The 24,325-nt window shown below is 61.4% G+C and carries 18 protein-coding genes; 9 read left to right on the forward strand and 9 right to left on the reverse strand.

The genetic code is table 11. The features are described from left to right. The first annotated feature begins 1 nt into the window (after window position 1). On the forward strand, window positions 2-1,315 hold the full coding sequence (locus PXH66_RS08525) for an APC family permease (protein ID WP_330929645.1): 1,314 nt from the start codon (window positions 2-4) through the stop codon (window positions 1,313-1,315). Window positions 1,316-1,339: 24 nt separating this feature from the next. Here the strand turns inward: PXH66_RS08525 and PXH66_RS08530 are convergent, their stop codons facing one another. Continuing rightward, window positions 1,340-2,335 carry a DUF4197 domain-containing protein gene (locus PXH66_RS08530; RefSeq protein WP_330929646.1) on the reverse strand — a complete coding sequence of 332 codons (996 nt, stop codon included), beginning with the start codon at window positions 2,333-2,335 and terminating at the stop codon, window positions 1,340-1,342. 112 nt (window positions 2,336-2,447) lie between these two features. On the opposite strand from PXH66_RS08530, the gene trhO reads away from it, so the two are divergent. Further along, window positions 2,448-3,293 carry an oxygen-dependent tRNA uridine(34) hydroxylase TrhO gene (gene trhO / locus PXH66_RS08535; protein ID WP_330929647.1) on the forward strand — a complete coding sequence of 282 codons (846 nt, stop codon included), beginning with the start codon at window positions 2,448-2,450 and terminating at the stop codon, window positions 3,291-3,293. On the opposite strand, the gene PXH66_RS08540 is transcribed toward trhO, so the two are convergent. Together PXH66_RS08540 and PXH66_RS08545 are read right to left on the reverse strand one after the other, a co-directional pair. Beyond that, window positions 3,277-3,522, reverse strand: coding sequence for a hypothetical protein (locus PXH66_RS08540; protein ID WP_330932320.1), 246 nt, complete (start codon window positions 3,520-3,522; stop codon window positions 3,277-3,279). The genes trhO and PXH66_RS08540 overlap by 17 nt on opposite strands. A 43-nt stretch (window positions 3,523-3,565) precedes the next feature. After that, window positions 3,566-4,675 carry an amidohydrolase family protein gene (locus PXH66_RS08545; RefSeq protein ID WP_330929649.1) on the reverse strand — a complete coding sequence of 370 codons (1,110 nt, stop codon included), beginning with the start codon at window positions 4,673-4,675 and terminating at the stop codon, window positions 3,566-3,568. A 192-nt stretch (window positions 4,676-4,867) separates the two neighbouring features. Here PXH66_RS08545 and PXH66_RS08550 point away from each other — a divergent pair, with 192 nt between their 5' ends. After that, the gene (locus PXH66_RS08550) at window positions 4,868-5,101 is read left to right on the forward strand and encodes a hypothetical protein (protein WP_330929650.1); all 234 of its coding nucleotides are present in this window, start codon (window positions 4,868-4,870) and stop codon (window positions 5,099-5,101) included. Window positions 5,102-5,110: 9 nt separating this feature from the next. On the opposite strand, the gene PXH66_RS08555 is transcribed toward PXH66_RS08550, so the two are convergent. Both PXH66_RS08555 and PXH66_RS08560 read right to left on the reverse strand, forming a co-directional pair. Then, complete coding sequence (locus tag PXH66_RS08555) at window positions 5,111-5,557, reverse strand: GatB/YqeY domain-containing protein (RefSeq protein ID WP_330929651.1); 447 nt, start codon at window positions 5,555-5,557, stop codon at window positions 5,111-5,113. A gap of 56 nt (window positions 5,558-5,613) precedes the next feature. After that, on the reverse strand, window positions 5,614-6,723 hold the full coding sequence (locus PXH66_RS08560; protein WP_330929652.1) for a lactonase family protein: 1,110 nt from the start codon (window positions 6,721-6,723) through the stop codon (window positions 5,614-5,616). 189 nt (window positions 6,724-6,912) lie between these two features. On the opposite strand from PXH66_RS08560, the gene PXH66_RS08565 reads away from it, so the two are divergent. From PXH66_RS08565 to PXH66_RS08585, 5 genes are all read left to right on the forward strand, one after another. Next, on the forward strand, window positions 6,913-8,064 hold the full coding sequence (locus PXH66_RS08565; protein WP_330932321.1) for an ABC transporter ATP-binding protein: 1,152 nt from the start codon (window positions 6,913-6,915) through the stop codon (window positions 8,062-8,064). Continuing rightward, a complete protein-coding gene (locus PXH66_RS08570) occupies window positions 8,061-8,942 on the forward strand; it encodes an ABC transporter permease (RefSeq protein ID WP_330929654.1) in 882 nt (293 codons plus the stop codon). The genes PXH66_RS08565 and PXH66_RS08570 overlap by 4 nt, the downstream gene beginning before the upstream one ends. Beyond that, complete coding sequence (locus PXH66_RS08575) at window positions 8,939-9,709, forward strand: ABC transporter permease (RefSeq protein ID WP_330929655.1); 771 nt, start codon at window positions 8,939-8,941, stop codon at window positions 9,707-9,709. The genes PXH66_RS08570 and PXH66_RS08575 overlap by 4 nt, the downstream gene beginning before the upstream one ends. Then, a complete protein-coding gene (locus PXH66_RS08580; RefSeq protein WP_330929656.1) occupies window positions 9,706-10,761 on the forward strand; it encodes a polyamine ABC transporter substrate-binding protein in 1,056 nt (351 codons plus the stop codon). The genes PXH66_RS08575 and PXH66_RS08580 overlap by 4 nt, the downstream gene beginning before the upstream one ends. 166 nt (window positions 10,762-10,927) lie before the next feature. After that, complete coding sequence (locus PXH66_RS08585; protein ID WP_330929657.1) at window positions 10,928-12,349, forward strand: MFS transporter; 1,422 nt, start codon at window positions 10,928-10,930, stop codon at window positions 12,347-12,349. Window positions 12,350-12,440: 91 nt separating this feature from the next. Here the strand turns inward: PXH66_RS08585 and PXH66_RS08590 are convergent, their stop codons facing one another. The 3 genes from PXH66_RS08590 to cobA all read right to left on the reverse strand — a co-directional run bounded on the left by PXH66_RS08590 (window position 12,441) and on the right by cobA (window position 15,756). Then, window positions 12,441-13,100: a phosphoribosylanthranilate isomerase gene (locus PXH66_RS08590; protein ID WP_330929658.1), complete on the reverse strand. Its 660-nt coding sequence runs from the start codon at window positions 13,098-13,100 to the stop codon at window positions 12,441-12,443. A 9-nt stretch (window positions 13,101-13,109) separates the two neighbouring features. Beyond that, window positions 13,110-14,204, reverse strand: a complete 1,095-nt coding sequence (locus tag PXH66_RS08595; protein WP_330929659.1) for a DegT/DnrJ/EryC1/StrS family aminotransferase — start codon at window positions 14,202-14,204, stop codon at window positions 13,110-13,112. A 73-nt stretch (window positions 14,205-14,277) separates the two neighbouring features. Further along, window positions 14,278-15,756 carry a uroporphyrinogen-III C-methyltransferase gene (gene cobA / locus PXH66_RS08600; protein ID WP_345784029.1) on the reverse strand — a complete coding sequence of 493 codons (1,479 nt, stop codon included), beginning with the start codon at window positions 15,754-15,756 and terminating at the stop codon, window positions 14,278-14,280. A gap of 299 nt (window positions 15,757-16,055) precedes the next feature. Here cobA and PXH66_RS08605 point away from each other — a divergent pair, with 299 nt between their 5' ends. Then, the gene (locus PXH66_RS08605; RefSeq protein WP_330932322.1) at window positions 16,056-21,959 is read left to right on the forward strand and encodes a beta strand repeat-containing protein; all 5,904 of its coding nucleotides are present in this window, start codon (window positions 16,056-16,058) and stop codon (window positions 21,957-21,959) included. Window positions 21,960-22,482: 523 nt separating this feature from the next. Here the strand turns inward: PXH66_RS08605 and xylB are convergent. Further along, window positions 22,483-24,000 (reverse strand): xylulokinase, encoded by a 1,518-nt coding sequence (gene xylB, locus PXH66_RS08610; protein WP_330929663.1) that lies wholly within the window; start codon window positions 23,998-24,000, stop codon window positions 22,483-22,485. Between the last annotated feature and the right edge of the window lie 325 nt (window positions 24,001-24,325).

The raw sequence follows: 24,325 nt of genomic DNA on the forward strand, positions 1-24,325 counted from the left end.
CATGGCTCGCACCACTTACAAACCGGCCATCGCTTCGGCCGTGATCATCGCCAACATGATCGGCACGGGCGTCTTCACTTCGCTGGGCTACCAATTGCTCGATATCAAATCGGGCTTTGTGCTGATCATGCTCTGGGTGGTCGGCGGCGTTACGGCGTTGTGCGGCGCGCTCTCTTACGCGGAGCTCGGTGCCGCCCTGCCCCGCTCGGGCGGCGAATACAATTTTCTCAGCCGGATCTATCATCCGATGGTCGGATTCGTTTCCGGTTGGATCTCCGCCACCATCGGGTTCGCCGCGCCAGTCGCCCTCGCCGCCATTACGTTTGGCAGTTATCTCTCCGCCGCGATTCCGGCGTTGTCACCGACTTGGCTGGCGGTGGGGCTCATCGTGGTCGTGACGGTCGCACACACCGGGCGGCGCAAACGCAGCAGCAATTTTCAAAGCGTGTTCACGGCCGTGAAGATATCGCTGATCGTCGGATTTTGCGTGCTGTGCAGTCTCATGGTCGACGAGCCGCAGGCCATCAGCTTTCTGCCGAAACTCGGCGACGGCGGTCTGGTGCTCAGTGGCGCGTTTGCCGTGTCGCTCATCTATGTGAACTACGCTTACACGGGCTGGAATTCGGTGACGTATCTCATCAACGAGGTCGACGACGCGCAGCGGAATCTGCCGCGTATCCTGATTACCAGCACGCTCACCGTGATGATTCTCTACGTGGCACTCAACTGGACGTTTCTCTATGTGGCGCCCATCGCGGCCCTCGAGAGCAAGGTCGAGGTCGGTTACATCGCCGCGCAACACGTGTTTGGCGAGGCTGGAGCGTCGGCGATCAGCGCGGTGTTGTCGTTGCTGCTGATTTCCACGGTGAGCGCCATGACGATCGCCGGACCGCGAGTGCTACAGGTGATCGGTGAGGATTTCGCATTGTTCGGGAAACTCGCTCGGAAAAACGAGGACGGCATCCCGACGTTGGCGATTCTGGTGCAATCGGGGCTCGCGCTGATCTTCGTGCTCACGTCGTCGTTTGAATCCATCCTGCTGTTTTCGGGATTCATTCTCGGGCTCAACACGCTCTTCGCCGTAGCCGGTGTTTTTGTGCTGCGGTGGAAACAGCCCGATTTGCCCCGCCCTTACCGAACGTGGCTCTACCCGTTGCCACCGTTGATCTACCTCGGCCTCATGCTGTGGACGGTGTTCTACATCGTAAAATCGCAGCCCATCGAAGCTGCGATGGCCGCCGGACTGATCGTGGCGGGCGTGATCGGCTACGTCTGCGCGCGGCGTTGGGAAACCAAGCCACCGCGCGCGGACTGATGGGGCGACCCCGCGCGTGTCGCGCTACTTCGTGAACTGACCAAAGAGCGTTTGCAGCAGCTCGGTCGAGCGAGCCTTGGGATCGGCGCGCATCTTTTGCTCCTCCACCGCCACGACTTCGAAGAGGCGACCGACGGCGGCGTTGGCGATGTAGGCATCAAGATCGAAGTCGCCACTGGGCAGTTGCACGCCGGTAAAGGTCTGCACGGCGGCCATCAAGCCGCCGCCTCCCTTCTGCTCGAGGGCGGTGCTGATCTGTTTGTAATATTGCGTGGCTCCCGAGGCGGCCGTGGTTTGAGCGATGATCGGAGTGATTTTCGCTAAAATCAGACCGCGAGCATTTTGATCCAAGTATTGGGTGAACGCCGTGTCACCGCCTTGGAGTAGCGAAGCGACGTTATTCACATCGAGATTGGAGATCGTTTGTTTGAGAATTTCCGGCGAGAGCTTGAGCGCCTCGGTCGCGGCACCATTCATCGTGGTGGAAAACTGATTCAGCAATTGCTCCTGACCAATACTCGTCAGCGGCTTGCGCAGTTTCTCCACCGATTCCGGCAGTGGAATTTGCAGCGAGGCGTTGGACATGAGTCCGTTGGGACCGGTGAGGTAGTCCACCGCCCGGTCGGCTGCGACGTTGAGCGCCTGGGTGATGCCGGCGTTCACATCGAATCCCGTGGCAGCGGCAATGGCATCGGACTTGGTGCCGAGTTGACCGGCGGCGGACATAAGCGACGACTGCAGATCGGGTTTGGCCTCTGCCGCGGGCGCCGCCATGGGAGCGGTCTTCGGTGCCACCACCTCACCGGCGGGCTCGGCGGGGGCCATCTTGGCCACCATTTCCGCCTTGGGCTCAACTGGGGGGGCCATTTTCGACTCTGGCGCGGCAACGGGCTGAGTCGCCACGGGAGTCGGCGCGGGCGGCGCCTCTGCGGCAGGCGCGCTGGCGGTTTCCTTTTTACCGCAACCTGCCATCAGCAGCACCGCGATCGCACCAATACCAAACCGGGATAACGTTTTCATACCGTTGTCGCTACGCGAAATCGGCCGCCGAAGCGATGCCCATCGCGGATGTTGCCCGGTTTTTACCTCGTCACCGCCGAGGTTCGTTATCCAGATCAATGGTCCGTTTGCCATGGAAAGAGTCCTCAACATCGCCGCCTACAAATTCACGCCTTTCGAGGCTGACACCCTGCCGACGGTGAAGCAAAACCTGCTGAGCCAGTGCCTGGAGTCGGGCCTCCGCGGCACGATTCTGTTGAGCCCGGAAGGAATAAACCTGTTCATCGCCGGTATGGCGGACGCCGTGAACGCCCTGGTGAGCTCACTGCGCGAGTTGCCGGGATTGGCGGACTTGGAGGTCAAGGAAAGCTGGAGCGATGAACTGCCGTTCAACCGGATGCTCGTAAAGATCAAGACGGAGATCATCGCGTTCGGCATCGAGGGGATCGATCCGGCGCACGCCCCGTCCCCGAAACTGCCGCCGCGGGAGTTGAAGCAATGGCTGGACGAGGGCCGCAAAATCACGCTGCTCGACACCCGCAATGACTATGAAGTGAGACTCGGGGCGTTTCGCGACGCGTTGCCCGCCGGCGTGGATCACTTTCGCGACTTTCCGGCGGCGGTCGAAAAGCTCCCCGAACATCTCAAGGACGAACCTGTGGTCATGTATTGCACCGGCGGAATTCGCTGCGAAAAAGCCGGCCCCTTTATGGCGAAGGCGGGATTCAAGCACGTGTTTCAACTCGAGGGCGGCATCTTGAAGTATTTCGAGGAATGCGGCGGCGAACACTACGACGGCGAGTGTTTCGTGTTTGATCGGCGCGTGGGGGTGGACCCGGAGCTCAAGGAAACCGGGTCGGTGCTGTGCTTCGCTTGCCAAATGCCGCTCACGCTGACCGACCAAGCGGATCCCCGTTACGTCTACGAAAAGTCCTGCCCGTATTGTTATGCGGAGCCGGCGACTACCGACGCAACGTAGGCGGGGGTTTGGCCGTATTACGACGCGGCCACAACGCGCCCAGTAAAACGAACAACAAGCCGAACGTAGCGAAACCGTAGTAAAGCCAGCGCATGTCGGCCTTGGTCATGCCGAGTTGATGCTCCACGGAGGCGTCGAACAGTTTTTCAATGGCCACGAAATTGACCGCCGCGCTCATCAGCAGGGTCGCGCCGATGCCGATGCTCGTCATCCGGAATAATCGATTCAACCAGCGGGGCATGCGTATTCAGCAGGAGGGACCGACCGCGTTTTCAGTCGTGGGGAAAGAGCGAGCGATCAATTCCCGGGATGATGCGAAGCGCGTTGCCGAAGTAGACTTTTTTCAAAACAGGGTCCGGTAAAGCGAGTCCATACATGCTCCAGAAAGCGTGCCGTTTGCGGTAGTAGGGAAAGTATTCGTCGGCCGTTTCGAGCACGCGGAAATAGACATAGTATTCCTCCGGCGCCCACGAGTCTTTACCCATGAGAATCCGGTCCTGATACTTTTCAAAAAACGCCCGCGCCTGCCGAGGTTGACGGGCGGGTTCGTAGATGACCGCGCCGAGTTCGGTCATCATGTTCGGGATCTCGTCCATGAGCTGACCGAGACGGTCCAGATCGTGGGCCAACCACAGAAAGTGCGCCGCAATGAACGTGGTTTCGGGATGCTTGCGAAACACGTTGGTTTGCTCGGTCAAAAGCCGCTCAAACGTCGGCTCCCCTTCGCGTTTGCGACGAGGCCGTTGTTTCAGTTCCAGCCAGCGTTCATTGTATTTGTCGTGCGGCAGCCAGAACTGATGCGGGTCGCCAGTATGGATAAGCACCGGCACGCCCAACTCCCCGGCCTTGGCCCAGAGAGGATCGAGCCGCGGGTCGTCGACCTGCACGCGATGGCCGGCGGCATCGTTCACATACATCCCGAAATTTTTGAAAATCTTGAGTCCCTGCGCCCCGGCTTCCACGTCGGCTTCGAACTGCGCCGCCGTGCGTTCGGGGTAGTCGGGGTCGTCGATGCCATCAAAGGACGGGTTGGCAAAAATCGCAAAGCGCGTCGGATAACGCTCTTTGGACGCCTTGATGACCGCTTTCAGCCGGTCGCCGCTGCCGCCGGACAAGTTAACCATGACCGCCAGGTTGAGCCGATCCATATCGGCCACGGTTTCGTCCACCGTCTCGGCCCCGAGCCGCGGCCCCCACTGGTGGTTGTGCGCGTCGACAAAGGGAAATTTGGCGCGAGTCAGATGATGCTCGGGAACGACCAACGTCGATACCGGCTCATACTCTTCAAAGCCCATTTCTTGCGCGACGATGATGGAAGTCGAGGCGGCACTCGCCGCCATGACGGCAAACAAGGCGCGGGTAAAACGCGGGGTAACGATCATGATGCATCGACATGTGGCCCCGTAGCGGCAACTCGCAACGCCGGAACGATCCTTTCCCGGGAAATAGGCTGGGCGTTAAACGTGGTGCGGCCACCGCCCGTCCACCGACATTCCGTTGTTTACCCTATTTTTCGACAAAAGCATGCGACGGGGGAACCGCTGGGGAGTGGTCACAGTCACTATCCTCATCCCATGAATTTACCTCTCCTCTTCGATTCCAACACACAGCCCGCTACTGCGAGCGCTGGCGCGCCGCACCACTTGTCGTATCTCGATGGACCCACCCTGCCCGCGGGTTTTGGCGCCCGGACCCGGCACCGGGTCAAGGCATTGATCGAAACGTCACTGGAATCACCGCGCGGACGGGCGGGACGCAAAGCGTCCGCGCCGCCCTTCGCGCCCCGCGTCTTCAAAGTCCGCGGCTGATCCCGCCGCTCAGGCGAGCTTGCCTTGGATGAGTTTACTGGCGGCGCCGAAGTCGATCAGGCCGGCGTCCGGACGCTTTTTCAATGCACCGATCACCTTGCCCATTTCGCGTTTCGTGGTCGCGCCCGACGTAGCCACCGCTTCGGCCACGATCGCCTCCAATTTTTCGCCGGTGATCAGGGCGGGCAGATAAACCTCGAGGATCGCGATCTCCGCTTCATTGGCCTCGACCAAATCCGTGCGTCCCGCTTTGGCAAAATCGACGTTCGCGTCCTTCAGGTTTTTCACGGACTTGCGCAGGGTGGTGACCACGAGTTCGTCGTCGATCTCCACATTCGAATCCATCGACACGCGTTGGATGGCAGCATCGGCGGTGCGGAGGGCGGTGGCTTTGCCGGAGTCACGCGCTTTCATGGCGGTGACGATATCGGCTCGAAGGGTTTCGTAGAGTGACATGATGTTGAACACTAGATGAGCTTTGCTCGCGATTTCGCGCAAGCACCGGATTGGGATCAACGCGACGGCACGAACAGGACGCGCACGGGATTGGGCACCGTGACCCGGTGTCGACTGAAAGTCAGCTGCCCGGTCGTCTGATCGATCGCAAAGGAGGTCAACGAGTTGGAATGCTGCCCGCCCACGATCATCCATTGCCCGGAGGGATCGAAGTCGAAGTCGCGAGGCCAGACACCCCGGATCGGCTCGCGCTCGATCGGGTGCGGCGCGCCGGTCTCCGCATCAAGGGAGAACACCGCGATCGAATCGTGGCCGCGGTTGCCCACGTAAAGAAACTGGCCGGAGGGATGCACCCGAATTTCCGACGTGTTGTTACGTGGCTCGTGATCAGTGCGGCCGAGCGTGGATTGCGAGGACAGAGCTTCGAACATCCCCTGCTCGCCCGTCCGGCGAAGCTGCGTCACGGAATGATCGAACTCTCCATTCACGTAGGCGAATCGGCCGTCAACACCTTGACTGATATGCCGCGGACCCGAGCCGGGCGGCAGTTCGATCTTAGCGCGGATGCGCAGAGCCAAGGGATTTGCCTGCGGTTCGAGCACCCACACACAGTCGTTGCCGAGATCGGTGACGTAGAGCAGCCGCTCGTCGGCGGAAAACCCCACCCAATGGCTGCGCGACTGGGTCTGCACGGGACTCGGACCGGCGCCTTGAAACGGGAGGGCAAACGTGAGGGTCTCGACCGCAGAATCCGGCACGCCATTTTGGTGTAGCCGTGCCAATGATACGGTGCCCGCCCCCCAATGCGCCGAGGCGATGAGTGAACCGGCCGGATCCACGGCGATGTGTGTCGGCCAACCGGACTCGACCAACACCTGACCCCGCTGCGCCAAGGAGCCATCGTCTTCGAACGCGTATGCCATGATCCCGGAGCTCCCTTCGCTGGCAAAACTGGCATAGAGGATTCGGTGGCGCGGATGCGTGGTCAGCCAGGACGCCGCGCTCACTTCCGCGATACGCTCCGGCGGGCTCAACTCCCCGTTGGCCTGATTCAGCCAGGTGCGAAAAATGCCGCCTTCGGCCATGACCCAAGCCGGGTGCAGGTCGGCGGCCGCGACGGTGGCAAAGCACAGGGACAGAAAAAACAGGGGTAACGCAGGAGGCATGGCGGAGAGTAAAGCGCGTCCCCCGATCGATCCAACAGGACAAAATGCCGGGAGTGCGCTTAACGATCGCGCCCCGTGGCCGGTGTATTCAGCTAAGCTCCACTGCGGAGGCGGGCGGCGGAAAGAAAGTTGTCCGCGGCACGATCCAGTCTGGCCACGCGTTCCCCGATGTCTCACATCAACCCCAACATGGCCGCTTTCATTGAGTTGCAAAATGTCACCAAGCGCTACGGAGACATCACTGTCGTCGACAACGTTTCGTTGCAGCTCACCAAAGGCGAAGTGTTTTCGCTGCTCGGTCCAAGCGGCAGCGGGAAAACGACGTTGTTGCGCATGCTCGCGGGTTTCATCGAGCCCGACGAGGGACACATCTTGGTCAATGGTCGCGATCTGACCCATGTCCCGCCGCACCAGCGCCCCATCAACACGGTTTTCCAAAACTACGCGCTGTTTCCGCATCTCACGATTCGGGAAAACATCGCCTTCGGCCTCACGGTCGCGAAACGCCCCGCCGCCGAAATCGAGCGCGAAGTCAAACGCATGTTGGACCTCACCCAGATGCATGCTCACGCCGACAAGAAACCGACCCAAATCAGCGGCGGGCAAAAGCAACGCGTCGCCATCGCCCGGGCCCTGATCAATCAACCGGAGTTGTTGCTGCTGGATGAGCCGCTCGCCGCCCTCGATTTGAAGCTGCGCCAGCACATGTTGATCGAGCTGGAAAACATCCACCGCGAAGTCGGCACCACCTTCCTCTACGTGACTCACGACCAGGGGGAAGCCATGTCCCTCGGCGATCGCGTCGCCGTCATGAACCACGGCCGCTTTGAACAAATTGGCACGCCGAGTGAAGTTTATGAAACCCCGCACAGTCGTTTCGTGGCGGGCTTCGTCGGCGACACCAATCTCATCGATGCCACGGTCGTCGACGTGGGAGCAGGTGACAATCACGGCCTGCGCACCACCGATCTCGGCCCGATTATCTACGGACTCGATGATACCCCGCACTCGGGCGATGTCGTGCTCTCCAAACTCGCCGGGGCCATCCCCGACGGCAGCCAGGCGGTGCTGAGTCTGCGCCCCGAACGCATCGCCCTGCGGCGCGAGTGCCCCCGGCATCATCACGCGCAAAATACCATTCAGGGCGTGGTGGTCGACCTCATCTACCTCGGCTCGCGCACGCACTACCGCATCAAAGTGGGGTCGCGCCTGATTTCCGTCTGGAAACAACACCGCCGGTTCCTACCCGACTACGACCCCGTCGAAGCCGGCGAAGTGGTGTGGCTCAGTTGGTATTCCAATGATGGATACCTCATCGTGGAGGCTCCCGGCACGTCATGAAAAAGCGGCGGTGGATCGAGCAGGCGTTGACCTGGCCGAGTTTCGGTTGGCTCGTGATTTTTTTCGCTGTGCCGACCGTGCTGGTGTTTGCGCTCTCGTTCAAACCGGCCGACCTCAGCGGCGGCGCCGCCCCGGGTTGGACGCTGGAAACATGGCGCAGTCTGAACAACCCCGCCTACCCGGGGATCGTCTGGCGCACGTTGTGGTTGAGCGGGGCCTGCACGGTGGTGTGTCTCGGCCTCGGCGTTCCAGTGGCGTATTGGATCGCCCGACTCGATGTGCGCTGGCGGCAACGCGTGCTGCTGCTGATCATCCTGCCTTTTTGGACCAACTTCCTCATCCGCATCTTTGCGTGGCGCACCCTGCTCCATCCCGACGGATTCGTGAAATCAGTCTGCGTATCGCTCGGTTGGGCGGAACCCAACACTCAGCTGTTGTATAACAACGGCGCGATCCTGTTGGTGCTCGTCTACACGTATCTGCCGTTTGCGATCCTGCCGCTCTACGCGGCGACCGAGAAATTTGACTTCACCCTCTTCGAAGCGGCGCGCGACCTCGGCGCGACCAAGTGGCGGGCGTTTCGCAGCGTGTTTTTGCCGGGCATTCGCACGGGACTGCTCACCGCGTTTTTGATCGTGTTTATCCCGGCGCTCGGCTCCTACGCCATCCCGGCCATCGTGGGAGGGCCGACCAGCGAAATGATTGGCAACAAGATCGCGCAACGCGCCACCACCGACCGCAACCTGCCCCACGCGGCGGCGCTGGGAGCGGTGCTGACGCTGGTGATCTTTGTGCCGCTCGGCGTGGCGGCCTATCTGCGCCGTCGCGATCGACTCGATGTCACCACAACCCCGGTCGACGAACCCGCCTCGCCATGAAACCGAGCCGACTTCCTCTCGTCACGGCGCTGGTGGTGCTGGTCTTTTTCTACCTGCCGATCGCCATGCTGATCGCGCAGTCCTTCAATGCCGCCAAGTTCGGTGGCCAATGGAACGGGTTTTCCTTCCGTTGGTATCAGGAACTTTGGGCCCGAGAGGATATCCATCAGGCGGCGTGGAATACGCTGCTCATCGCCGTGACTTCCACCATCGCGTCGGTCGTGCTGGGCGCGCTGGCCGCCTGGTGTATCCATCGTTACAAGACGCGCACCCAGCGGATTCACTACGGCCTCATCTACGCGCCGCTGGTGGTGCCGGACATTCTGATGGGCCTCAGCCTGTTGTTCCTGTTCGTCAACGTGGGGGTGCAGCTCAACTTCACCACCATCATTCTCGCTCACACGACGTTTTGTCTGAGTTACGTGACCCTCGTCATGCTCGGGCGTTTGCAGGACTTTGACGACGCCGTGATCGAGGCCGCTCAGGATCTCGGGGCCGGCTGGGGCACGATCATTCGGCGGATACTGTTGCCCCTGCTCGGACCGGGGCTGGCCGCCGGCGGGCTGTTGGCGTTTACGCTCAGTATCGACGATTTCGTGATAACTTTTCTCGTATCCGGTCCGGGCAATACTACCTTGCCGGTGAAAATTTTCAGCATGATGCGTCGGAGTTCCCCCCAGGTGATCAACGCGTTGAGTGTTATCTTCATGTCCGTCACGTTCATTACCGTCCTGCTCAGTCAACGACTCACCCGCCCACAACCATGAAATCTCCCCTCCTCCGCTTCATTGCTGTCGGCCTGGTCGCCGGTCTCGTTTTGCTTTTCTCGTCGTGCGCCAAAAAGAAGCCGGTCCTGCACGTCTACATCTGGAGTGACTATCTCGCCGAAGGCCTCGTGGAAGAGTTCGCCGCGGCCAACAACTGCGAAGTCATCGTCGACAACTACGACTCCAACGAGGTGCTCCACGCCAAACTCAAAGGCGGCGCCACCGGCTACGACCTCGTTTTCCCTTCCAGCTACATCGTGCGCATGATGGTGGAGGACGGTCTGCTCCAAAAGCTGAACCACGACCGCATTCCCAACATCAAAAACCTCGACCCCATTTTCGTGGGCAGCGTTTCGGTTGATAAGAAAATGGTCTACAGCATCCCCTACATGACGGGGGCGACCGGGATCGCCTACCGGACCGATGAAGTGGAGGATTTCGTTCCGTCGTGGCAGATGTTTGCCCGCTCCGATCTTGCCGGCCGCATGACTTTGCTGGATGACCACCGCGAGGTGTTGGGGGCCGCGCTCAGAGTGTTGGGCCACAGCATGAACTCTACCGACGAGGCTGCCATCGAGGCCGCCGCCGATCTGGTCATCGAGTGGAAACGAAACATCGCGCAGTTCGCTTCGGAATCCAACAAGGCTGGCATTGCCTCGAAGGAATTCTACCTCGTGCAAGCCTGGGGCGGCGACGTGCAACAGATCATCGATGAAAACGAAGACCCCAACATCGCCTTCGCGCTGCCGCAGGAAGGCTTTGCCATGTGGGAAGACACTATGGCAATTCCGACCGGAGCGGATAACGTCGATCTGGCGGAGAAGTTCATCAACTTCCTCCACGACCCCGTCATCGCCGCGCGCAATATCGAGTTCAACTACTACCTTTGCCCCAACTGGGCGTCCTACCGCCATCTCTCCGAAGAGGTGCTGCAAAACCCGATCGTCATCATCCCGCCCGAGCTCCTCAAGAAAGGCGAACAGATCAAGGATATCGGTGACGACCTGGCGAAATACACGGCCGCTTGGGACCGGGTTAAAGCCACGCAGTGATCCGCATGGTCGGCCCTCCGATTTGGTCCCGACCGGGGAAACAAACGGCGGGGCCGCCAGTCCAAACGGTTTCTTGCCATTTTCCCCCGCCCCCGCCTGATTCCAGCGCGGACGAGTCCTTTCCGGCTCCGACGCAAACGTGCCCCTCGTTTCCAACCCCGAAACCATGATCGATACCAAACTTCCCCTGCGCGAAAAACTTGCCTACGGCTGTGGCGACTTCGCCTCCGTCCTTTTTTGGCAGACGTTTATGCGCTACCTGCCGTTTTTCTACACCGACGTGTTTGGACTGACGGCCGCCATGCTCGCCAATCTCCTGCTTTTCAGCCGCGTGCTGGACGGTGTCAGTGACCCCGTCATCGGTATGTGGGCCGACCGGACGGAGAGCAAATGGGGCAAATTCCGCCCGTTCATTCTCTTCGGTTGCATGCCGTTCGCCATCTTCGGGGTGCTCACCTTCACCACGCCGGATCTGGGCGACAACGGTAAGATTATTTGGGCGTTCGTGACCTACAACGGCCTCATGCTGCTCTACACCTTGGTCAACATTCCCTACACCGCGATGTTGGGTGTCATGACGACCAACTCCGTCGAGCGGACCCGGCTGTCCTCGATCAAGTTCATCTTCGCTTTCGCGGCCGGCACCGTCATTTCGGCCACCCTTCTCCCCATGGTCAGCGCGCTGGGCGGGGCCGAGGGTAATCCGCAGCAGGGGTGGCAAACCGCCTTTATCATCGTGGGCATCGTCGCGGTGGCGTTCTTCCTCATCACCGTTTTCGGCACCAAGGAACGCATCAAACCCACGCCGGACCCGGAGGCCACCGTCGGCAAGGACATCAAGATGCTGTTGGGCAACAATGCCTGGGTGCTGCTCCTCGCCACCACCCTGACGTTCATTCTGTTCGTCGCGGTTCGGAGCTCCGTCTCGACGCACTATTACAAGTATTACGTTTTCGACGGAAATACCGATGTGGCGAACAAGCTGAGCCTTTTCGGCAACATGCTGAATTTCGACAACATGGTTTCCGCCTTCAATACCGGCGGCCAACTGGTCTCCATGGCCGGCGTGCTCGTGACCGCGATGATCGCGAAGAACTTCCGCAAAGGTCCGCTCTACATCACCTTCTTCGTGCTCGCGATCATTGCCACCGCCTCGTTCTACGTGGTGCCCGCCGACCAGATCGAAACATTGTTTATTCTCGATCTGCTCGGTTCGGCCGCTTCCGCACCGTTGCCCGTGCTGCTGTGGGCCATGTATGCCGACACCGCCGACTACGGCGAATGGAAGAATGGTCGCCGCACGACCGCGCTGGTGTTCTCGGCGTCCACCATGGGCCAAAAAGTGGGTTGGGCCGTCGCCGGCTACATCGCCTTCATGATGCTCTCCGGCGTTGGTTTCGAAGCCAACACCATCCCGAGCGACGATGTGAAACACAGCTTGGTCCTGCTCATGAGTCTGGCCCCCGCCGCCCTCGGCATCTTGTCGATCGTGATCTTCAAGTTCTACCCGCTCACCGACCAAAAGATGGCCGGCATCGAAGCGGATCTCGATGCTCGTCGCGCCGCTGCCGGCACCCCGACGGAATAAGCTTCGGCCCTGCTTTGATTGCGCACGGCTCCTCCTTCGCGGGGAGCCGTTTTCGTTTTCCCTCCCTGGCGGGTTACCGCACCCGGTTCGGCTAATTCGCCGTCCGGGCCCGATGTATCGCCAACACCAGCGCCTGCATTTTGGCGTGATCTTTCATGCCCGGCGCGGTTTCGACGCCACTGTTCACGTCGACGAAATTTGTCCCGCTTTCCGCGAGGGCCAAGACCACGTTTTCCGGCGAGAGCCCTCCCGCCAGAATCCAAGTATGATCGGGGTGTGACGCGCGCAGCTCGCGGAACCGGCCCCAATCCCCCGTCTGACCTGAACCGCCGAAACGGTCACGATGAAAGGTATCGAGCAGCACCGTCCCTGCCGCCTCCAACACCGCCGCGGCAACGGCTTCGTCGGCCGGCAGTTTGGGTGCGAGCCAAAGAACATCCTTTCCCACGGTTTCACTCCACACCCGCAAGCGCGCCTCCGGCGTCGTCGTCCGGAAATGGATCTGAAAACGATCGAATCCCGCGTCCCGGGCCGCCACGAGTTCCGCCTCATCGGGTTCGACCATGACCGCCACGTGTTTGCGCCCGTCGGGCAACGCCGTCGCCATGTCCCGATACTGGCGCAACGGCAAATAGCGCGGTGATTTCGGATACAAGATAAACCCCAGATAGTCCGCGCCGAGGCGGTCCGCAAACTCCGCATCCACCAACGTGGTCAGTCCGCAAAACTTGAGTCGAATTCCGTCAATCATCCTGCGATATTAAAACGCGTTGATCGTAGTGATCACGTGATCGATTTCCGCGTCCGTAAGCTCGGGGAAAATCGGCAGACTCAGGCAGTTCCGCGCCGTCTTTTCGGCGACGGGCAACGCGCCTTCCGCCGGTCCAACATCCGCGTAACACGGTTGCTGGTGGAGCGCGCGCGGATAGATCAAATCGGTGCCGATGTCGTGCGCAGCCAGGTGTTCGCGCAATGCCTCGCGTCGCGGATGCAACAGCGTGAACTGGTGATAGACGGAATCTCCCCACGGTGCGGGCTGCGGCAGAATTGTATCGGCCAATGTGATACCGTCACGATACCGCGCCGCGATCTTCCGTCGACCGGCCGTGTAGCGTTCAAGATGCTTCAACTTCACCCGCAGCGCGGCGGCCTGCAGGCCTTCCATGCGATAGTTGTAGCCAATGGCGTCGTGCTGGTAGCGGACATTGGAACCGTGCACGCGCAGCAGACGAACCTGGTCGAGCAAACCCTCATCCTGCGAAATAACGGCGCCGCCCTCGCCCACGCCGCCCAGGTTTTTAGTTGGATAAAAACTGAACGTTCCCGCCACGCCCATCGTGCCCACCGGGCGACCGTGATAGGTGGCCAGATGCGCTTGCGCGCAATCCTCGATCACGGGCAGGTCGCGCTCGCGACCGAGCGCGAGAATCGGATCCATATCCGCCGCTTGACCGAACAGATGCACCACCACGATCGCTTTGGTCTGTGGCGTAATCGCGGCGGCGATGGTTTCCGCCGTGGCGTTGAATGTGACCGGATCGACATCACAAAAAACGGGTTTCGCTCCGACGTAACTCGCCGTCCAGGCACTCGCAATAAATGTAAAGGCCGGCACGATCACGTCGTCGCCCGGACCGAGATTCAGGGCGCGGGCCACGGCGTGCAACGCGGCCGTGCCGTTGGCCACCCCGACGGCACTGGTCGCGCCCGATGCCGCCGCAAATTCGGCTTCAAAGGCGGTGACATCCGCCCCGAGACAGAACCGTCCGGCGTCGTAAGTTTCGGCAAATGCCGCGAGAATTTCGCTGCGCAACTCGCGGTGTGGGCGGGAGAGATCTAAAAACGGAACCTTCATGCAGAGGAAATCGGAGGGTGCCGGTGGGGTCGCGTCGCCGCAAGCGCCACCTGCCACGGCCCAGGGTGCAACGCTAGTCGTTCAAGTGGGTTACAAGCGCCGTGACCAGTTCGTCCAAGCCCGGTGCCGCGGCTTCGAAGTCGACCGCAAGTCCCAGCTCACGCAACGAAGCCGAGGTTTGCGGTCCCATCGATCCGCACTGCGGAACGGTGGCCGTCGGACCGAGTTTGAGCGAATCTCCCTGAGCCGCATACGCTTCGGCGGCCGAGGAACTGGCAAACAAGACGGCATCCGCGCCTTTGTCTCGAAAATCATGGGCGGCGGGATGTTCGCTGAGATCCAGTTTCTCAGTGCGATAAAGCGGCAGTAGATCGACGATGGCCCGGCCTTCCTGCTCCAGCTTTGCGACCAACGTGTCCCTATTCAGGTTGCCCGTGACCACCACGACCTTGGCGCTGTCCAAGCTGTCGGTGGCAATCAACGCATCGGCCAACGCCTCCGCCGTCGCCGCCTCGGGTCGGCACTCGACCTTGAGGTGATATTTTTCGATTTCGCGGGCGGTGGCGTCTCCGACACAAGCGAAACGCAGCAGGCCGAGCGCACGAATGTCGGCATAGGCCCGCATCACTTGCTCAAAAAAGACTTTCACGCCGTGGGCGCTGGTGAAGACGATCCAATCGTAGGTGCCGAGTTCCGAGAATATTTCGACGAGAAGCGTCGGGTCGACGTCGGGCACGACATTGATCAAGGGCAACTCGATGACTTCGGCCCCCAAATGTTCGAGTTTCGCTCGTAAACCGCTGTTGCCCTCGCGGGTCCGAGTGATGGCCACGCGCCGTCCGAACAGCGACAACTGCTCGAACCAATCCACCGTTTCCTGGTGGCGAACGACTTCGCCCACGATGATGATCGCCGGGGCTTTCAATCCGGCTTCCGTCACGGCATCCGCCACGGTGGCGACGGTTCCCGTCAAACTGCGCTGCCGTCCGAGCGATGCCCATTGCACCACGGCCACAGGCGTCGCCGGGTCGAGTCCGCCGTCTTGCAGGCCGGTCATAATATCGGGCAAACGACTCATGCCCATATAGATGGCCAGCGTCGTATTGCGCAGTCCGCCCAGTTTGGCCCAATCCACCTGCAACTCGTGCTTGTTGGGATCTTCGTGACCCGTGACCAAGACAAGCGACGAGCTGGTATTGCGCTGCGTGAGCGGGATCCCCGCGTAAGCGCCGGCCGCCAACGACGCCGTGACGCCCGGCACCACTTCAAAGCGAATCCCATCTGCGGCCAACGTGCGGGCTTCTTCGCCACCGCGCCCGAAGACGTAGGGGTCGCCGCCTTTGAGCCGCACGACCTGCTTGCCCGCCTTAGCGCGATCAACCAAAAGCGCCTCGATCTCGCTCTGCGGCACGGCGTGAAATCCGGCCTTTTTACCCACATAGACGATTTCGCAGCCCGGCTGACACCAGTCCACCAAATCGGGGTGCACCAAGTAGTCATAGACCAGGACATCCGCCGCCGCGATCAATTCGCGCGCGCGGAACGTTATCAAACCCAAATCGCCCGGACCTGCGCCCACGAGAAAAACTGTGCCTGTTTCGGCCATGGGCAACGGCTCGCAGAATCATCGGCCAGCGCCAAGCCATGTTTTGAAATTCAGGACTGAAATATCCCCCGCATGACCCTTTTTACCCCCCTGCTTCGCACGCACCAAGAGTCCGCCCCCAAAACTCATCGTGCTTCACTACGTGTTTTCAGCCGCATTTTCCCCACTTACTCGGGTCCTGACACCCCGTTTATTAGGGAATCTAACCCTTGTCATATGGGCTCTCGAACCTATCAATCGACTTAATGCAGGCAAGTTACGCTAACTTCCTGATCGCTACCCTGCGGCCACTCGTCCTTTCGCGGACGGTTTTGAGTGGTCTGGCACTGCTATTTTTTGCCACTTCGGCGTCGGCTCAGATCTATTGGGACAGTGGGGGGAACAACCGCTGGAACACGTCCAGCAGTTGGAATACGGATACGGTGCCCGGGATCAATGACGACGTGGTCTTCGACAACACGTATCAAGCCACCCTCGACTCGACCATCCAGCTGCGAGGCACGCGCAGTGCGGCCAGCGTGACGTTCGATACGGGCGACACCATCGCCATCGTCAATGGTAACGGGAACCGAACCCTCAATCTGCGCGATGGCGAAATCACGAGCCTCGGAGGCGGTTCGCACTCGTTCACCAACAACCGGATTCTGCTCCAGTCCGATGGAATCTTTCACGTGGCTGAATCGAGCACCTTGAGCATTTCAGCAAGTATCCGTGACAGCAGCGGAACGCGCGGCCTCACCAAAACCGGTGACGCCTTGCTCGTGCTCTCCGGTGCCAACACCTACTCGGGCACCACGACGGTGAGTGCCGGCACCCTGCGCTACGGTGCCAACAACACCATCGCGTCCGGTGCGGTCACCGTCAACGGGGGCACGCTCGATCTCGCCACCTATTCCGATACCGTGGGAGCGGTGACGCTTTCCTCCGGCACCATCACCAGCACCTCGGGCACGCTCTCCGGCTCCTCCTACGTTTTTACGAACAGTGGCACGGTGTCCGGCCAACTTGGCGGATTCGGCACGCTCACCAAAACCGGCACCGGCACGGTAACGATGTCCGGCGCGAACACGTATTCGGGTATCACCACCATCAGCAATGGCACGATTCTGGCCACCAACGCTTCGGCCCTCGGATCTTCAACCTGGAGCAATGTCATCAACGGAGGCACGCTCGCGCTTAGTGGCGGCATCAGCATGACCGAGGGCAGTTTTAACATCTCCGGCACCGGCTACAATAATCAGGGCGCGATCCAAAACGTCTCGGGTTCCAACACCCTCTCCGCCACGCTCTCTTTCACCGGCGACGCCACCATCCGTAGCGACGCCGACAGTCTCACCCTCTCCACGTTGTCCAACGGAAGTGGATACACGTCCGACTTGCTGGGCGACGGCGACATCACCGTGACCGGCAGCTATTGGAGCGGCGGCGACATGAACTTGGGCGGCGCTGGCGATCGATCTTTCAACGGTGCCATGAGCCTCAACTCCGGCAAGGTTCTCACCATCGATTCCACCGGCACCAATACCGTCACCGGGGCGCTCACCGCCGACGGCGGCATCGACATCAATGCCGGGACGACCGTCTTTTCCAGCACCGTAACTTCCACCGGCAACATGGATGTCGGGGCCAGTGCCGGGGCCGTTACCGTCGGCAGCACCACCAACCTCGGCGCGGGTTCGCTGACGATCAACAACGCGGCGACCAATACATTCACCGGCAATCTCACGGCCAACGGCGGCATCGATTTGAACGGCGGCATCAATAATTTTGCCGCCAACGTGACTGCGTCGGGCGGCATGGACATCGGGGCCGCCGCCGGCGCGACCTCCGTAACCGGCTACACCGCGCTCAGCGGCGGCACCCTCGCGATCAACAACAGCGCGACCAACTCCTTCACGGGTGCCGTCACCGCCAACGGCGGCGTCGATATCAACGGTGGCACGAACTCGTTTGGTAATACCATCACGGCATCTGGCGGCATGGATATCGGTGCGAGCGCCGGCGCCACCAACGTGACCGGCACCACCAACCTTTCCAGTGGCACCCTCAGCATCAACAATTCCGCCACCAATAATTTCGCTGCCGTCACGGCCAATGGCGGTATCACGATCAACGCCGGCACCAATAACTTTTCGGGCACCGTCGCCAGCTCGGCTGGTTTGGATCTGGCCGCCGGAGCCGATGACACGTCCTTCACCGGCACCGTCAATCTTTCCACCGGCACGCTCAACATTGCCAATGCCGGCGCCAATACTTTCGGTGGCAATTTGACCGCAGGCACTATGAACCTCGATGGCAGCGGCACCACGACGTTGTCCGGTTCCGGCAGCAACAGTATCGCGACGACCAACTTCAATTCCGGCACGCTCGTCCTCAACAAAACCCCCGGCATCAATGCCCTTTCCGGCACCGTCGTGGTGGGCAACGACATCGACGCCGCCACCCTGCAGCTGGCTCAGTCCAATCAAATCGCCGACGGCACCACGATCAATTTGAGCTCCACCGGCAGCTTCGATCTTGATGGCAACGACGAACGCATCGGTGACCTCATCCTCAATGGATCAGCGGTCGATTCGGGGGCCGGCACCCTCACCTTGGACACGATCACCAGCAATGCGTCGGCCGCCTCCTCCACCGTCGCTGGTAACCTGGCTCTGAATAGCTATGATAGCACCGTGACCGTCGCAGACGGAGCGGCGGCTGAGGATCTTGCCATCAGCGCCAATATATCCGGCAGCAACAAACGCCTCAACAAAGCCGGCGACGGCACGCTCGTGCTTTCCGGCACCAGCACGTTTGAGGGCAACGGCGGCACTTGGGACGCCGGTGTCAAGGTGCTCGGCGGCACGGTCGCCATCAGCGCCGACGCCAACCTCGGCAGCACCAACAACAACGTTTCGCTGGCCGACGGCACCACCCTCGAAATGGACGGCAGTTTCTCCGCTCACGCGAACCGCCGCCTGAAACTCGCTGGCACGTCCACCGTCGATGTCACGGATGCCAATACCGCCGAATGGGCCGGTATCGTGGAAAGTTCCGGGGCCCTCCAAAAAGCCGGGACCGGCACCCTCGTTTTGTCAGGCACCAACACTTACTCCGGCGGCACCACCATCAACACCGGCACGCTTCAGATCGGCAACGGCGGCACCACAGGTTCTGTCACCGGTAACATCACCAACAATGCGGCCCTCGCCTTCAATCGTTCCGATTCGGTCACTTACAGTGGCGTGGTCTCCGGCTCGGGTTCACTCACGCAGGCGGGTTCGGGCACGTTGATTCTTACCGGCACCAACACGCACAGCGGTGACACCACGGTCAGCACCGGCACGCTTCAGCTCGGCAATGGCGGCACCACGGGCTCGGTCACGGGCAACATCACCAACGACGCCGCCCTCGTCTTCAATCGCTCCGACAGTGTCACCTACAACGGAGAAATTTCCGGCACCGGCTCGCTCAGCCAATCCGGTTCCGGCACCTTGATTCTCGACGGCGCCAATACGCACAGCGGCGGCACCACCGTCGCGAGCGGCACGCTGCAAATCGGTAACGGCGGCACCACCGGTTCCTTGACCGGCAACATCACGAATAACTCCGCTCTCATCTTCGACCGCTCCGACGCAACCAACCCGACCTCGATTATTGCCGGCTCGGGCACGGTGACTCAAACCGGCACCGGCTCGCTCACCCTTTCCAGCGCCAACACCTACACCGGCAGCACGACCGTCGACTCCGGTTCAACGCTCATCGCCGCACACGCCAACGCCCTGGGCACGACCGCCGGTGGCACTACCGTGGCTACCGGCGCCGAGCTTCAACTCACCAACAACATCGCCGTCGGCGCCGAGGCGCTCACCCTCACCGGCACCGGCAATCTCGACAATACCTCCGGCACCAACAGCTACGGCGGCGTCATCTCCGGCGCGGGCACCGTCACCACCACGTCCGGCACACTCACCCTCTCCGCCGCCAACACCTTCTCCGGCGACATCACCATTGGCTCCGGCTCCGTGCTCGTCGCCACCAATGACGACGCCCTCGGTTCCGGCGGCGGCTCCACCACCGTGCAATCCGGCGGCACCCTCGAGGTCAACGGCGGCGTCGACATCGACACCGAGACCAACATCTCCCTCGCCGGCGTCGGCGTCACCACCGACGGCGCCCTCCTGAGCACCGGCGGCACCAACATTGTGGATACACCCATGTCGCTCGCCGCCAACGCCACCATCGGCGCGACCTCCGGCACCCTCCAACTCGGCACCCAGGGCAACGACCCCGAGCTCAACCTTTCCGGCTTCGATCTCACCCTCAATACCAACGGCGGCGACATCACCGTCGAATCCGACTTCACCGGCACCGGCGACATTTACAAAACCGGCTCCGGCACCCTCACCCTCAATCACGGCGAAGCCTACCCCGCCATCCTCTCGCCCGACACCGACTTCTTCCTCAACGACGGCACCACCATCCTCAACACCTACGCCACCGAAAACAGCGGCATGCGCGGCGACATCACCATCGGTGACGGCCTCGGCAGCGTCGGCACCGCCATCCTCCAGCAAGGCCTCTACGAATCCGGCACCGACAACTCCAACGAGATCATCTCCAACACCTCCAACATCACCATCAACTCCGACGGTTACTGGGACCTCCAAGGCCACAAGGAAGTCGTCAACCACGTCACCATGAACGGCGGCACCATCGACGCCAAAAAGAACATCGGCGACGCCAACCGCCTCGACATCGGCGGCACCCTCCACGCCACCGCCGACGCCACCATCAACGGCCTCCTCGGCCTCAACAACCAAAGCGCCGCCTCTCTCATCGTCGACTCCGGCGCCACCCTCGACCTCAACGCCACCCTCTCCAACGCCGGCTTCGACAAGACCGGCGACGGCACCCTCATCCTCTCCGGCGGCAACACCTACGTCGGCAACACCGAAATCTCCGACGGCATCGTCATCGTCGACAACAACTCCGGCCTCGGCTCCGTCGGCTCCAGCTACACCCGCGTCGACAGCGGCGCCCAGCTCCAACTCGCCGCCGTCAACATCGGCGCCGAACCCCTCAAACTCTCCGGCACCGGCCACAACGCCGACGGCACCGGCGCCCTGCGCGCCACCACCGGCACCAACACCGTCGGCGGCGCCGTCGCCCTCGAAGCCCACGCCGAGATCCAGACCGACCTCGGTGCCACCCTCATCGTCAACGGCAACATCACCGGCTCCGGCAAAACCCTCACCGTCGATTCCCTCGGCACCACCACCTTCAACGGTAACAACACTTTCAATACCCTCGAAAAGAACGGCGCCGGCCTGCTCACCGTCACCGGCACCAACACCTACGCCACCGCCAACGTCAACGCCGGCACCTTCGCCCTCGGCAATACCAACATCCTCGCCGACGCCATGGACGTGAACCTCGGCGCATCGGGCACCTTCGCCGTGGGCACCTACACCGAAACCATCGACGACCTCAACGGCTCCGGCACCCTCACCATCGCCGCCGGCGGCGTGCTCGGCATCGATAAGATCGGCAACGCCGGCGCCTTCACCGGCGACCTCGACATCGACGGCATCATGACCCTCAACGGCGGCCTCATCGGCCCCGGCGCCGACGGCTCGCTCAGCACCGGCACCATGATGCTCAACGCCAGCAGCACCCTCGAAATCGCCGCCGACTTCGTCTTTGGCGGCACCCTCGAACTGGCCGCCAACACCGTGCTCAACCTCACCGGCAACGGCACCACCTTCGACCTCGGCACCCTCCACATCACCGGCGACACCGTCATCGACTTCTCCGGCGTCGACACCGCCACCTTCAACATCGGTAGCCTCATCATCGATCCCGGCGTCGCCGTCAGCGCCACCGGCTGGGAATCCTTCAACGACCTGTGGACCGCCGCCAACTTCAGCGGCGCCACCCTCGACGAACGCAACAGCACCACCGCGCAAATCACCTTCAACGGCTTCACCCCCGCCGACACCATCTGGCTCACCTACGACTACGGAGCCAACGAAATCACCGTCCCCGAGCCCTCCAGCTACGGCGCCCTCTTAATGGCCGCCGCCCTCGCCTCCCACCTGCTGCGCCGCCGCCACCAACAGGTAGGGCGTGCTCGCCGAGCGCGCCAGCATCACGCCACCCCGTAGGCCGCGAGCTCGCTCGCGCTCCCCCACCACGACCGTCCGGAGACTCTGCACGCCGCTCCCCCATACGGCACAGCCCGGTAGCCAATCCGCCGACCCACTTGTCACCTATTAGGTGACAAACTTCCGCCCCGCCCTGGGCCGCGTGCTCGCTCGCACTCACCCCCAACGACCGTCAATCACTCCGCGATATAAGCCGGGGAGGGTTGACCGATCCTCTCCAGCTACGGCGCCCTGTTAATGGCCGCCGACCTCGCGACCCACCTGCTGCGCCGCCGCCACCTCCGCCAAGCATAACAGGTAGGGCACGCTAGCCGAGCGCGCCACCGCCACCAAACACGTAGGCCGCGAGCTCGCTCGCGCTCCCCCACCACCGGCTCGCGCTCAATCCACCGGCCCGCCCCCCCCATACGGCATAGCCCGGTAGCCAAATCCTCCGACCTACTTGTCACCTATTAGGTGACAAACTTCCGCCGCCCCTTGGGCCGCGAGCTTGCTCGCGCTAGTTCCACCGGCTCGCTCGCGCTCAGTCGTTGGCCAATTCGCGTTGAATCGGAAACACGTCGCGCAACGCCGCGCTCACGCGATCCTGCACGTCCTGTAATTTTCGATACCGTGCGGCGCGCTTCTTGTCAGGCTTCACGCGCGTTGATTCATCCTTGGCCACAAGCTTTTCGGTCAAGGTTGCGATGCTGGCGTTCGGACGTTTCTGACGCGCCATGGCCCAGGCAGCTTGAATCGCACCACCGAGGGCCGCGCCTTCGTCTTCGACCATTGCCACCACGGGCACGCCAAAGACATCGGCCATGATTTGACGCCAGACCGCGGACTTCGCTCCGCCACCGGTCACGCGAATTTCGCGCGGCTTCACGCCGAGATCCGCCAGACGACGCAGACCATAATTCATGCCCATTGTCACGCCTTCCATCGACGCCCGGGCGATGTGGCCCGGCTTCATTGTATGCTGATTCATCCCAATGAAAACGCCCGAGCCCGCCGGGACGTTTGGCGTCCGTTCGCCTTCCAAATATGGCAACATGACCAACCCGCCCGCACCGGCCGGAGCTGCCGCCACGGCATCGGCCAACGCATCGTGATCGTAGTGAAAGAGTGCCCGCACCTGCTCGGTGACGGTCGTCACATTCATCGTGCACAACAGAGGCATCCAGCCTCCGGTGGATCCACAAAAAGCCGCAATCTCGCCCTGCGGATCAACCACCGGCTCCTCGGCGTGCGCGTAGATCGTGCCGCTCGTGCCAAAGCTCGCGGTGACGACGCCCGGCTTCACGTTGCCCGTGCCAATCGCGCCCATCATGTTGTCGCCACCGCCGGCGGAGACGATGACATCGTCGGCAAAACCATATTTGGCCGCGATGTCTGGCAACAAGGTGCCAACGATGGCGTCGGAGTCGTGCAACGGCGGCAGATAGTCAGCGAGTTTCGGATCAATCGCGTTGATCACCGGCTTGGACCACGTGCGCTTGCGCACATTCATCAACGCCGTGCCCGAAGCGTCGCCATACTCCATGAAGTATTCGCCGGTCAGGTAAAAGTTCAGGTAGTCGTGCGGCAGCAGCACGTGACGCAGCTTGGCATAGTTCTTCGGCTCGTGGCGCTTGAGCCAGAGAATTTTCGGCGCCGTGAATCCCGGCAAAAATGCGAGACCGGCTTTGCGAATCGCGGCCTTGGTGCCGCCGAGCGCCTTGGTCAGAATTTCGCATTCCTCGGTGGTCGAGGTATCGCACCACAACTTGGCCGGACGAATGACTTCGCCGTCGGCGTCCAACGGCACAAAGCCGTGTTGCTGACCCGAGATACCGATGCCCTTGACCCGGGTGCGATCGATCTGCGATGCCACCGCGCCGATCGTGGTGTCGAGGGCGGCGACCCACTCCTGCGGATGCTGTTCCATGTGCCCCACCGGCAATCCCGTGATCAAACGGTGCGGCGCACGCGCTTCGGCGACGACTTTGCCCGTGTCGAGATCGAGGGCGACGGCCTTCGTGGATTGGGTTCCGGAATCAATACCAATGTAAATGCTCATGGGGAAAATATAAGGGGACGCTTGTTATGACTCACCCCCGGTCTCCTTGAACACCCAAAACCCCACAACCCCAGTCTATTAATTGAATCAGCCGATGCCTGCGAATGGCCGCGCCTTCATTGCACCTCTGTTTAATTGAATCCGGAGAGGCAGGATTGGTTTTAACCACAGATGGACACAGATGAACACGGATCAGACGACAAGGTAACGCTGATTGAGTAGCGAATCTCCCTGCTCCCATATGGTTTCAGATTCCGTATCTGCGTGAATCTGCGTCCATCTGTGGTTAAAACCCGCAGTCTGATGGGCTTCGATTCCCTCGCTA

Source organism: Synoicihabitans lomoniglobus, assembly GCF_029023725.1.
Classification (GTDB): domain Bacteria; phylum Verrucomicrobiota; class Verrucomicrobiia; order Opitutales; family Opitutaceae; genus Actomonas; species Actomonas lomonigloba.